Raw genomic sequence first — 13833 nt, forward strand, 5'->3', positions numbered from 1 at the left:
GACGCGGGGGTGTTCCGCTCGCCGAAATGGGCGACGAAGACCGCGCCGAGTCCTCCCCGCCGACGCGGGGGTGTTCCGCGGCACACCGGCGGGACGGCCGTCCCGCTCGGGTCCTCCCCGCCGACGCGGGGGTGTTCCGTCGGCCCGCAGGTCCTGCGGATCGTTCGACGTGTCCTCCCCGCCGACGCGGGGGTGTTCCGATCAACGCGGATGGGCTGACCGGTGTGGGCAGGTCCTCCCCGCCGACGCGGGGGTGTTCCGCTGTTCTGCGACCGGGCCGACCCCGTGCTCGTGTCCTCCCCGCCGACGCGGGGGTGTTCCGGTCACCGAACACGTCATGCCGATTTTCACCGGGTCCTCCCCGCCGACGCGGGGGTGTTCCGCAGTCAGGGAAGGTGCAGACCCCTCCGTCGGGGTCCTCCCCGCCGACGCGGGGGTGTTCCGCCCTCGTCCAGCCGGTGCATCAGCTTCGCCAAGTCCTCCCCGCCGACGCGGGGGTGCTCCGTGTTCGTGCGCGTCACGAATACGGATGCGCTGGTCCTCCCCGCCGACGCGGGGGTGCTCCGGCCATCAAGGACGGGTACGCGATGGCCGTGCAGTCCTCCCCGCCGACGCGGGGGTGCTCCGTGGTCGACGACCCGGAGCTTTCCGGTGCTGGAGTCCTCCCCGCCGACGCGGGGGTGCTCCGTCCTCCAGCGCGGCTTCGGCACGTGCGCCGACGCGGGGGTGCTCCGATGCGGCTGCGGGGCGCGCGTCTGGCCTTCTGGTCCTCCCCGCCGACGCGGGGGTGCTCCGCTCACCGAGAACTCGGTCTCCGTCACCCGGGAGTCCTCCCCGCCGCCGCGGGGGTGCTCTGGTCTGGCTGGACAAGCAGGGGCACGCCCGGGCGTCCTCTCCGCCGCCGCGGGGGTGCTCCGACGACGCTGGCCTGCGCCGCTGCGCGCGGCTGTCCTCCCCGCCGACGGGGGGTGCTTCGTGGGAGCCCGCAGGGCGGCCGTGAGCGGGATTGCTCCGCCGGGCGGCGGATTGGAAACGATTGTTTCCAATGGCCCGCGCAGTCCTGCCCGCCGTCGCGAGGGTGCTCCAGTGTACGGGTTCGCGCCTAGCTTGATCATTAACGTCCGGCGTCGAATGTGCGGAGACGGACCGGTGAGCTCGCTATCCGTGCTGGTACTGGTGGGTGAAGCGCCACACCAGCCACCTCGCAGCACTTCGCCCCGCCGAGCTGACGCTCGGCGGGGCGAAGCAAGGGCCAAGTTGACCAACAGCTTCCCCTACATGGGTGCGGCCGTCGCTACTACGGTAGTTGTCGGTAAGTCACCAGGTTCCGGGGCGTGCGTACCAGGAGGGGATGGGTGAGTCGACGGTTCCGGACTCGTTGCCGTGGAAGGTGAAGACCTTGGTCTCGCCGGTTCCGTAGTTGTACGACACGGTGATGTCCGCCCGTCCGTCTCCGTTCACGTCTCCGGGCACGAGGTTGCCGGTGTTCGCCGCCACCCAGTGGCCGGCGGGGCGCGACCAGGGGGTGACGAAGCCGTCGAAGCCGCCGTCGGTGCGGGCGTGGAAGACCCTGAGGTCGAACGCGCCGTCGGCGTGCCCGTATGTCAGGGCGAGGTCGGCGCGGCCGTCCTTATTGAGATCCGCGGCGGCCAGCTTCACCCGCTCGCGTTCCCATGTGCCGGCCGGGGCGTTCCACGACTGCTTCGGGGCGTCCACGGAGCCGTCCGCCTTCGCGGTGAAGGTGTAGAGACCTGCCGCTCCGGTGGCGAAGCCGTAGAGGGCAATGATGTCGTCGCGTCCGTCACCACTGGTGTCGCCCATGGTGTAACGGACGTTCTCTGACCACCAGTATCCGGCGGGCGACTCGTACGAGAGGACGGGGTTCTCGAAGGAGCCGTCCGCCCGCGCGAGTGACCGGTAAACGCCTGTGACGCCGTTGCCCTTGTTGTAGACGAGGACAAGGTCGTCACGCCCGTCGCCGTTGGCATCGCCGGTCAGCACAGTACTTCGGGACCAGTCCCAGCCAGTCGGAATGACGACGCTCTTGCGGCGTACTGGAGGTCCGGCGGGTTGGGTGAGGAAGGACCATGCTCCGACGCCTACGGTGCCATAGTCGTAGAAGCCCACGACGTCGGTTCGTCCGTCACCGTCGAAGTCGCCCGTGCCCCACTTGGTGCGCGTGTAGTCGAAGTCTCCGGGTTCGTCGCTCCAGTATTCCTGGGGCGGATTTTGCCCGCCCTCGGTGCCCGCCTTTGCCACGAAGAGGCCGGTGGTCGCCTTCTCGTAGTCGTAGGCGGTGAGGATGTCCGTCCGGCCGTCCGCGTCGTAGTCGCCGCCGAGGTCGGTCCGCAGGTGCATCGTCCGGTCTGCCCACGCGTGGCCCGCGACGTGGCTGCTCTCCCGGTTCCAGCGGACGTATCCGTTCTGGAAGTCCGAGCGCCTGCCGCCCAGCACCTCGTATTCGGGAGATTTCGGGAATCCGAGGCTGCTGGTGTGGCCGCCGGCGCTCAGCCAGTGGCTGCGGATCGACCCGACGACCGGCCAGGCACCCGTGACATTGACGCTGTCCCAGTAGAACGAGACGTTGCTGCCGCTGCCGACCAGGTGCCGGAAGTCCTGGTAGTGACCCGCATTGCCCGCGAGCGGGGTCTCGTCGCCTGTCGGGTAGCCGAACTCACGCACGCCGCCGAGGGCGACGTACTTGCGGTAGACGGCACCCCGTACGGCGAAGGGACCCAGACCCGGCTTTCCGTAGATGGCGCTGGGCTTGCCCGTCTTGCTGAAGGTGATGTAGTTGCCTCCGTCTACGTTCGTGTACAGCGGGTCCGATGTCGGATACCCGAGGTAGCCGGTCTCCCGCCCGGCGCTGTTCCACTTGTCGAACAGGCTGTTGCTGACGGCCCAGGCGCCGGTGGTCCTGCTCCAGGAGATGGTGCGGTCGGTGGCCGTAGTGCCGGGCTGGGCAAAGTTGACGTATCGTCCGCCGTCGCTGACGGTGGTCACACCGGAGGTGGGCTTGCCGAAGGCGGCGGCTCCGCCGAGGGCTTCGTACTTGCCGAGGATGGGTCCGCAGACCGGGACGGGCGCGGTACCGGTCGCCGGGGCGAAGGACTTGCAGTCGGCCCAGTCATAGCCGGTGGTGGCGATGTGGCGGGCGGTCTTGAAGGACTGGCCGTTGACGGGTGCCTGGCCGGGGTATTCGACGGTGCGGCCGGCGCCGTCGCGGGACCAGAGGTCGGCGAAGCCGTCGTTTTCGAAGTCGCCGGTGGTGGACAGATGGGGGACGTCGGCGGCCGTGAATCCGGTGGCGATCGAAGTCTGGCGGACCGCGGGATCGCTGTAAACGGTGAGGTCAGCGAGGACGTGGCCCTGGCCGGGCGTGGTCGTGCGCTTGCTGGTGTACTGGTGGATGGAGCCCTTGAGCTTGTCGCGGGCCCAGATCTCCGGGAGCCCGTCCTGGTTGAGGTCACCCGGGGTCATGACGGTCATGTCTTGCCAGTCGGCGTTGCCCAAAGCGATGGGGCGGCTGAAGTTGTCCAGGAGTCCGCCGTAGCGGGAGCCGAGGTAGAGCCAGAGGTTGGCGCCTTCTTTTACCAGCAGGTCGGGGAAGTCGTCCGCCGTAAGCTGGTCATCCGGGCCGTCGACGGGGCTGTCGACCGGACCGTCGTCGTCGCTGAGGCTAGGGATGGAGACGATGTCGGCGCCCTTGGCCCAGTGGTTGTCGCAGTCGGGGCTGCCGGGGTTGTAGCAGTTGTAGTCGAGTATTTTCAGGTCCTGTCGGGCTGTGTCCCCGGTTTGGAGTTTGCCTCCGCCGTCTCCTAGGTGGGCCCACAGCTCGTAGGTGCTGGAGTCGTCGGCCGATGGCTGGAGGGAGATGACATCTTCGTAGTGGTCGTCGTCCCAGCTGCCGCCAACGGAGATGGTGGCCGAGGCGAACGACTCGTCCTTAGCCGCCTGACCGGTGCCGAAGGTGCCGTCACCACGGCTCGGGTAGGACCACAGCGTGCCCGAACCCGGATCGAGGGTGACCAGGTCGACCAGGGTGTCGCCGTTCAGGTCGCCCAGCTTGTCACGCTCGCTCGAGCGCGAGGGAACGAACAGGTAGGTCTTGACACTGGAGCGGTTGTTTGCCGCGTCCTCGCTGCGTACGTACAGGTACTGCGGTCCGTTGCCCATTGGCTTGACGCTGACGCTGACGGATCCGCCTGTTGCGGCGGGCTTGGCCCACTTTTCCCTGGTGTCGTCGTCGGTCCACCAAACGTATTCGGCGATGTCGTTGGTTTCGCCTGGTGCTGGGTTTGTCGTGAAGGTGAATGTGCCGCTGGTCCGTGCGGGCTTGGCGCAGGGAGTGCCTGCGGGCAGCTCGTCCGTGCAGCCCTTGCCCACGCCTTCCGGCCATTCGGCCGAGCTGACCTTGGGTGGCCTCTTCGGGCCGTTGGGGTCGTAGGTGAAGTAGCAGCGGCCTGCCCGCGGGCTGTTGCCGACGCCGTCCTTGACGACCGCCTCGTACCAGTACTGTGCGACCTTCAGTGTGGTTCCGGGGATACGCAGTTGGGCGGTGCCGCCGCTGCTCGCGTTCACGCTGGCCGTCGTGGTCGGCTGACCGGACGCCCCGTACCTGAACTCGACGTCCAGGTCGGCGTCCTCGTCGTCGTGGAACCTGGACGCGTTCAGGGTGACATGGTCGGTGATCCCGATGATGCCGCCGGCGCATGGTATCGAGGGATCGATGGTGAGCCGCGGCTTGCTCGGGAGCGTGTTGTACTTCGTCGAAACGCGCGCGGAGTTCGGGTCGAATTTTCGCCACGAGACGTCGACGGTGTTTGACTTCGACGTGAGGACGAAGGACCAGCTGCCCCACTTGTCCTCGACAGCGTCCTTGATCGCGCTCGTGACGCTGAATTCGACGAGGCCGGCTGAGTCGGAAGGGCAGTTGCGGCCGCCGTAGGACTCGCCGGAAGAGTCCACGAGGGCGCCCCACGCTGGCTGGCTGTTATAGGTGATGTTCTTGGGCAGAGCGCTGCCGATCGACTTGACCTGGACGTCACCCGATTTACAGGACCAGGACCCGGCGTGTGTCTGCTTGATGCGCAGCGTCGAGTCGATCACGTCTTTGCCCGCGAGGTTCCCGACTGGGATGCGAAAGTAGGTGTTCGCGCGGACGGTTCCGCCGTTGCTGCCGTCGATGGAGACGCCGATGCGCGCCTCGTCCGAGAGGGTGCCGCCGTTGTAGTAGACGGTATTGCCGGTGTCCGGGTAGGCGGAGTGCTTGTACGCGACCGACCAGGCGTTCTTCCAGGCATCGGGCGCCCATTTGGGGTCGATCACGACGGGGTAGACCGTGTCGGGGTCGTCGAGCATCTTGATGTCCGGCCTGAGCGTGAGCTTGGCGTCCTCGAGCTCCACGTCGAGCTTGGCCCGGTTGCTGCCGTCAGTTGCGCCCTCGAGGGTGTCGTGCAGCAAGGGGATGCCGGCCGAACTGGCGGCCTTGGGCGTCTTCGGGTCGGTCGCTGTGGCAGTGTCCGAGCCAGCGGAGTCCCACATGTGCGGCTGCGGCGCTGTGAAGAGCACGTTGTCTGAGGGTGTCTTGGCCAGGATCTCACCCGCCTCGCTCTGAGTGACCTGCAATCCCTTCGTCTGCAGCCCGAACTCGATGGACCGGACGGCCGGGTTCTCGGCCGCCTCCGGAGTCTTGACGACGAGAGCGTGGGAGAAGGAGACGTCATTGGCGGTGGCGGTGAGGTCGACGCCCGGCAGCACCTCGGCATACGTGGCGGTCCGGCCATTCACGCTGGGTTTGGGCAGTGCGCCGTGGGGCCACGTGAGCGTGACGGCCCGGCCTTCGCTGAGCATGGTTGCGAAGACGCTGTCGTCGCCGCCGGAGAACGACGCGGCCATCGCCGATGCTTTGGGTGTCAGACGCCCGTCGGCGCCCGCCGTCAGATCCGGGTCGATGTCAACGAGCTTGCTGCCCTGCCGGACGCGGACTGGGAGGATCGAGCGGTCGACCCGGGCGGTGCCGTCCGGGTTGATGAAGACCTCGTCGGTCTCCGTGCGCCGCGACACCAGCTCGACGGGCTTACCCGTCCGCTTGGCCTCCTCAAGGGCCTTCGCCGTCATCGCGGCATCGCCCTCGCTCTGGGAGGAGACCACGTTTTCGGTCGACCTGGCCTCTGCTGTGACCCCCGGCTGCGCGACAGAGAGAAGACCGGCCGACATCGCTGTGACGATGACGGCCGATACGGCTCGCCGCGTACCCCCCCTGGACTCGCCGTGCCTCAAAGAGAACTTTCGCATGAAGAGAGATTCGCCTCAGTTCCTATTGTTTTGTCCCGTCCCCGGAGTTGCCCGCCCAGCTCTTTCGGCTGCGGCAAAGGAAGACCCCCCTCGGCCATGTCTCCCAGGACGTGAACGGAATCGTTCAATGTGCTTTCTAGCAGCAGCTACCGTCACAAGGCACCCGCTAGCGGACCGACTTGACGCGCTGTCGCGTTCCTGACCTGCGGGTTGCGTTATTTTGCCCACCGAAGAGCCGATTCTGTCAGGTCGTCATCAAGACACCTCTTGTTGCCCTTGACAGCCGTGCGTACATTGCACGTGTTCACGTGATCGTTCGAATTTTTAGGGGTGGGGGCTCACGTGCCGTTTCGGCATGCGCGAAGACTTTTTAGACATACATCCTTGACATGGCGTTCCGGACTTTCCGCGCTTGCGTTGGCGCTACTGGCCTCAGGGGCGTCGCTGTCCCCGGTGCCCGCGCAGGCGGCGGAGACACGGGGGCTGGCCGAGCTGCAGAAGGTCACGGACGTTCCCGCGGCGCGCACGACCGCGAAGGGTCCGGCTGCGCCGCCGGACCAGACCGGGAAGGCGGAGCTCAAGGCACCGCCGAACGTCCACTGGCCCGCTCAAGGGACGGCCGAGGCGACGGTACCGAAGGCGACGGGGAACTCGCACACCGCACGCGGCGCGGCGGCGAAGCGGGACGCGGCGGCGGCCGTGGGGCCGTCGGTTCGCGCCGGTTCGCTGCCCGTGCGCCTGGCGCTGGGCAACAAGGCCGTGGCCAAGGAAGCGGCCGCGCCTGCGGCCGACGCCCCGCCGATGACGGCGAAGGTCTCCGTCTACGGCCAGGACAGGGCCCGCAAGGCCGGTATCCAGGGCGTGCTGCTGTCCGTGCAGCGCACCGACGGGGGCAAGGGCACCCATCCGCTCTCGGTCGAGCTGGACTACAGCGCATTCGTGCACGCCTACGGCGGCGACTGGGGTTCACGACTGCGCTTCAGTCAGCGCCCGGCGTGCGTGCTTACGACTCCGCAGAAGCCGCAGTGCCAGGGATCCGTCCCGCTGCCCAGCGTCAACGACAGCGAGGCCGGCACCCTGACCGGCACCTTCGCCGCACGCACGGCCGACATGAGCGCCGCCGGCCACAGCGCGAGGGGTGCCAGTACGAACGGTGCGGTCGTCCTGGCGGCGACAGCTTCGGCCTCGGGCTCCAAGGGCACGTACGCGGCCACATCTCTGAGCCCGACGGGTTCGTGGTCGGCCGGTGGGTCGACGGGTGACTTCTCCTGGACGTACCCCATGGAGATCCCGGCCTCTCTCGGCGGCCCCGGGCCGTCCCTGTCCATCGGCTACAACTCGGGCAGCATCGACGGGCGCACTGTCGCCACGTCCCAGCAGCCCTCGTGGGTGGGTGACGGCTGGGACACCGGCTCCAGTTTCATCGAGCGCACGTACGTGTCCTGTGCGGAGGACCGCAAGGCCGGCAGCGGGTTCAACAACCCCACCACCCATCCCACCGGTGACCTCTGCCACGGCCCTCCCATGGTCACGCTCTCCCTCAACGGTTCTTCCACCTCGCTTGTCCTGAACGACGCGGACAAGAAGTGGTATCCGGCCAACCAGGACGGTTCGAAGGTCGAACTTCTCACCGGCGCCGAGAACGGCGACAGGGAGAAGGAGTACTGGGTCGTGACCAACTCCGACGGCGTCAAGTACCACTTCGGCCTCAATCAGCTGCCCGGCTGGGCTACTGGCAAGGCCCAGACGAACTCGGCCCTCAACGTGCCGGTCTACGGCAACCACCAGGGCGAGCCCTGCCACGCCGCCTCCTACGCTGCTTCGGTCTGCGACCAGACCTACCGCTGGAACCTCGACTACGTCGTCGACCCCCGCGGCAACGCGCTGACGTACTGGTATGCCAAGGAGCGCAACTACTACGGCTCCAACGTCACCACCACGGGCACGTCCACGGCCCGTATCTATGATCGCGCCGGATACCTGACGCGCGTGGCCTACGGACTGCGCGCGGACGACCTGTTCGCGCCCGCACCGGCCGAGGTCATGTACACGGTCGGCGAACGCTGCCTCGTCACCACGTCGTTCGACTGTGCCGAGTCCAAGCTGACGTCCACCGCCACCTACGAGGTGGCCAGGAACTGGCCCGACGTCCCGGCCGACCAGCTCTGCGCCTCCGGCCAGACCTGCACCGACCGCTACTCGCCCGCCTTCTTCACCCGCAAGCTGCTCAAGAGCATCACCACCCGGGTTCTGAAGGACGGCGTCTCCACACCGGTCGACACCTGGACCATGGCCCACTCCTTCCAGTCCACGGGCGACGGCGCCGTCAACGGCGAGTACCCCCTGTGGCTGAAGAGCATCCAGCGCACCGACAAGGACGGCGCGCCGCTGGGCCTGCCGGCGGTGACCTTCATCGGCAAGCAGATGCCGAACCGGGTCGACAACGACACCGACGGCAACCCGCCCTACCTGCGCTGGCGCGTCACCCAGATCAACACCGAGACCGGCGCGCGGACCGTGGTCGCGTACGCACCCACAGAGTGCTCCAGCACGCCGGGCGCCGTGAAGCTGCCAGCCTCGCCGGACAGTAACACTCTGCGCTGCTTCCCTGTCGTCGTGGAGACCAACGACCCCACCGACCCGACGGGGATGAAGAAGAAGTACTCCACTGACTGGTTCCACAAGCACCGGGTCGACCAGGTCCGGGAGGAGGACAAGAACGGCACCTCACCGACCCGCGAGGTCAATTACACCTACCTCGGCACCCCGGCCTGGGCCTACGACGACGCCAGCGAGCTGACCAACAAGCCCGCCCGTACCTGGTCCGTTTACCGTGGCTACGGCGAGGTCCGCACCGTCCAGGGTGTCGCGCCGGACGTCCGCAGCCGCACCGAGACGCTGTACTACCGGGGACTCGACGGTGACCTGAAGGCTGACGGCACACGCCGGTCGGTCTCCATCACGGCTTCCGACGAAAGCTCTGTCAAGGACCACCGGATGCTCGTCGGCCAGGTCAGGGAGCAGCGCTACTACGAAGGCGTCGATGGCGGCCTGCACTCCGCGACCATCACTACCTCGCACCTGCAAGGACCGGTCGCCAAGCGCGATCGCTCCGCAACCGGTGCGTCCGACCTCGAAGCCTGGTTTCAGGGCCTGAAGTCGACGTCGTCCCGCACGATCCTCTCCGGCGACCGGGGTGAGCGGAAGACTGCTGTCGAACACGGCTACGACGACAGCGGCCGGCTGGAATGGACCTGGTCGAAGGGAGACACCTCCGACGCGCACGACGACACCTGCACCCGCTTCGACTACCTGAACGACACCGCGAAGTGGTTCAAGTCCCAGCAGACCCGCGTCCACACGGTCACGGCGGCGTGCAACGCTCCCATCGTGTACGGCCCCGGCAACGTCGTCTCCGACGCCAAGGTCGAGTACGACGCCGTCGGCAACGTGGTGAAGACCCAGTCACTGTCCGGGTTCACCGACCAGAACCTCCCGGAGTACATCACCCAGGGCACGGCTACCTTCGACGACTACGGACGCATCACCTCGGCGACCGATGTCTACGGCAAGACCACCACGACCACCTACACCCCGGCCTCCGGCTCGGTCGTGACGAAGACGGTCACGAAGAACATCCTCGGGCACACCGCGACGACCGAGGTCGACCCCGGCCGCGGACTGCCCCTGGTCCAGACCGACACCAACGGGCGCAAGACCGTCATGGAGTACGACGCGCTCGGGCGGATGAAGAAGGTCTGGTCCCCGGACCGCGATTCGCGCACCACCACGCCCGACGCCGAGTTCGAGTACACAGTCGGCCGTGACGCCCCGGTGGTCATCACCAACAAGCGTCTGAAGGAAGACGGCACCTACCGCGTCTCCTTCGACTTCTACGACGGCGCCCTGCGCCTCCGCCAGACTCAGAACCCGGCCATGAACGGCGGCAGGGTCGTCACCGACACCCACTACGACAGCCTCGGCCGGGTGTGGAAGGAGAACGCCGGCTACTACAGCAGCGACAGCGGCCCGGTGGCCACCATGTTCCCGCCGACCGAAACCTCCGTCCCCTCCTCGACCGTCACCACCTACGACGGCGTCGGCCGGCCGTCCGCCACCATCGCCCGCAGCAAGGGTGTCGAGACTTGGCGCACCACCACCACCTACGGAGGTGACTGGACCGCCGTTGATCCGCCGGCTGGCGACACCCCGACCATGGCAATCCTGGACGCCCAGGGCCGCAAGACCGAACTGCGCCAGTTCAAGGGCTCCGGCCCGACGGGCGACTACGACAAGATCACCTACAGCTACACGCGCAAGGGACAGCTCGAGAAGGTCACCGACCAGATCGGCAACGTCTGGTCCCAGACCTACGACGTTCGCGGCCGTGTGAAGACCCTGGTCGACCCCGACAAGGGCAGGTCCGACATCACCTACGACGAAGGCGATCGCGCCCTCACGATCACCGACGGCCGCAGCCCGCGCCGCACGATCGCCATGGCATACGACGCGCTCGGTCGTGTCACCGCCACCCACGAGGACTCGCTCTCAGGCACGAAGCTCACGTCGCAGACCTACGACACCGTCCCCGGAGCGCTGGGCCTGCCGGCCTCCTCGACCCGCTACGTGAACGGCAACGCCTACACCCAGGCGATCACGGCCTACGACACCGAATACCGCCCGACGGCGACGACGGTCACGATCCCCGCCAGCGAGGGCAAGCTCGCCGGTACCTACGCCTATTCGAACTCTTACACTCCGCGCACCGGCCTTCCGCAGACGACGAGGCACCCCGCGGTAGGCGGCCTGCCCTCCGAACGCGTCTCCATGGGCTACAACGGGCTGGACACCGTCAACTCCATAGCGGTCGACGGCCTAGCCTTCGTCGCGGCCACCGAGTACACCTCGCTCGGCGACGTCGTCCGCACGAAGGTCGACTCCTCCGGCAGAGCGGTTATCACCAGCAATACGTTCGACGAGCAGACGCGACGGATCACCCGTACGACGAACCAGCAGGAAGTCGGCACGGTCGACACGATCACGCTCAACGACGTGATCACCGACTATGACGCCGTCGGCAACGTCACTCGCATTACCGACAAGACCGGCGACAACCCGACAGCGGCCACCACCGACGTCCAGTGCTTCGCCTACGACCACCTGCGTCGGATGACCGACGCATGGACAGCGAGCGACGCCTGTGCACAAAGACCGGAAGCCTCCGGTCCGGGCTCGGCGCCCGCGGTCGGGGGCCCGGACGCCTACTGGCACTCCTACAGCTTCGACGCTGCGGGCAACCGTCTCAGTGAGACCAAGCACGACCCTCTCGGCGACACGGCGAAGGACGTCCACCGCACCTACACCTACGCTACCGGTCTCCCGACGAAGAGCCGCCTGGACAAGGTCACCGTCACCGGCTCCCAGGGCCAGCGCGAGGAACTCTACGGCTACGACGAGGCGGGGAACACCACCACCCGCACCATCCAGGGCAACACCCAGTCCCTCCAGTGGGACCTGGAAGGCCACCTGGAGAAGGTCTCCGCCGGCACGAACGCGTCCTCCTACGTCTACGACGCGGGCGGCAACCGCCTCATCGAACGCGAGGCCACCGGTACCACGCTCTACCTGCCCGGCACCGAACTCAAGCTCGACGCCGACGGCAACATCGCCAAGACCACCCGGTACTACACGCACCCGGCGGGCCCGGCCATGGTCAAGGTCGCCGAGGGCGGCACCATCAAGAAGTCGTACCTCCTGAGCGACCGCAACGGCACCGCCACCACCGCGGTCGACGCCGCCACGAAGACGGTCACCCGCCGCAAGCACACCCCCTTCGGCGAGGAACGCGGCACGGCCCTCACCATGTGGCCGGACGATAAGGGGTACCTGGGCGGCGCCAAGGACGCCACCGGCCTCACCCACCTCAACGCCCGCGAATACGACCCCGCCCTGGGCCGGTTCATCTCCGTCGACCCGCAAATGGACATCGCTGAGTCCCAGACGATGAACCCGTACGCGTACGGGAACAACAGCCCCATTACCTTTGCGGACCCCTCCGGCCGAGCGATGTGCGCCGACGAGGCCTGCACCGTCAGGGTCCAGACCGAAGGCCAGACCTTCGACCAGATCGTGGAGAACGCGGGCGGGACGGTTCCGCCTCCGCCTGATCCGCCGACGACGACCGTCAGCGAGGCCGACGTCAAGAAGGCGAACTCGATCCGCCAGAAGTCCAAGGCGGACATCATCCTCGAGATCGCCCTCGAGGTAGCCAAGGGAATCGCCGGATTCGAGGACATCCAGGCATGCCTCGGCGGTGACGTCTGGGCCTGCGGCGCCCTCGCCCTGGACGCCACGATGCCCTTCGCAGCCAAGGCCAAACGCACCGTCAAGGCGCTCAAGACCGCCTGGAAGATGTACGACCGCTGGGAGGAGGAGGTCCGCTGGGCCACCCGCACCCTCCGCCGGGCAGACGACGAAGCCGCCGCCATGGCGAAGTACATCGAGGACTACGCCGCCTGGGAAAAGAAAGCCGACGCCGCAAGAGCGGCCGAGAAAAAGGCTGACGCGGCAGCCGACGCCGCGAAAAAGTCCGACGGCAGCGGCGGAGGCGACAGTTGCATAAGAAACAGCTTCACCCCCGACACTGAAGTACTCCTCGCCGATGGCACCACCAAACCGATCAAGGACCTCAAGCCCGGCGACAAGGTCATGGCAACCGACGAGAAGACCGGCGAAACCACCGGCAAAAACGTCGCCGCCACGATCGTCGGCGACGGCGAGAAGCACCTTGTCCGCATCGCCGTCGACACCGATGGCGGCAAGGACACGGCCACCGCTCCCATCACCGCCACAGACGGCCACCCCTTCTGGGTGCCGACCCTCAAAAAGTGGATCGACGCCAAAGACCTCAAGCCCGGCCAGTGGCTCCGCACCAGCGCCGGCACCCACGTTCAGATCACCGCAGTCCAGGCCTGGACCCAAACCTCCAGCGTCCGCAACCTCACCGTCGCCGACTTCCACACGTACTATGTGCTGGCGGGCAAGACGCCGGTCCTCGTGCACAACTGCAATGACAGCCTGGACTTTGCTCACGGTACGACGTCGACGCACGCGGATGACATCCAGGCGAACGGGCTGAGTGGGGATGCAGCGCGCGCAAACGCGCACGGAGGATCACTGAATAAGCCGGGGAGCCTGTTCACCTATCGCGTCACACCGGGGGACGGCGAGACGCTGGACGCTACCGCATCCTTCGGCGCCTCGCGTGCGGGGCCCGGCGAGCGTCCAGCGCTCATGATCTTCAGGATATGCCGATGCGAGTATGACCGACTAACTGCCGCTGGCCACATCACAACTCGCGTAACCGACGAGGTCAGCGGAAGAATCGAGCACATATTCAGTCCTGAGGCGATGTCTTCGCTAAGCCTCGCGCAGCGACTGAACTTCTGATGCGCGATGTACCGAAAGAACGAGAGCGAGCTGAATGTGTCGAGCGCTGATGGCTACGACGAAGCGATGCCGGAGGTTCGCGAGTAT

Annotated in this window: 2 protein-coding genes and 1 CRISPR repeat array (1 of these 3 cut by a window edge); of the genes, one reads left to right on the forward strand and one right to left on the reverse strand. The window is 67.1% G+C overall.

Annotated elements, in window-relative coordinates; all coding sequences use genetic code 11:
* Positions 1-689: direct repeats of the CRISPR family, unit length 29 nt; unit sequence GTCCTCCCCGCCGACGCGGGGGTGTTCCG (it extends 2451 nt beyond the left edge of the window).
* A 628-nt stretch (positions 690-1317) separates the two neighbouring features.
* Positions 1318-6219 (reverse strand): FG-GAP-like repeat-containing protein, encoded by a 4902-nt coding sequence (locus EAO77_RS19505; protein WP_147989579.1) that lies wholly within the window; start codon positions 6217-6219, stop codon positions 1318-1320.
* 531 nt (positions 6220-6750) lie between these two features.
* Here EAO77_RS19505 and EAO77_RS19510 point away from each other — a divergent pair.
* Positions 6751-13746: a polymorphic toxin-type HINT domain-containing protein gene (locus EAO77_RS19510; protein WP_147989580.1), complete on the forward strand. Its 6996-nt coding sequence runs from the start codon at positions 6751-6753 to the stop codon at positions 13744-13746.
* The last annotated feature ends 87 nt before the right edge of the window (positions 13747-13833 follow it).

The sequence above is a fragment of the Streptomyces sp. T39 genome (genome assembly GCF_008042045.1).
Taxonomy (GTDB): Bacteria; Actinomycetota; Actinomycetes; order Streptomycetales; family Streptomycetaceae; genus Streptomyces.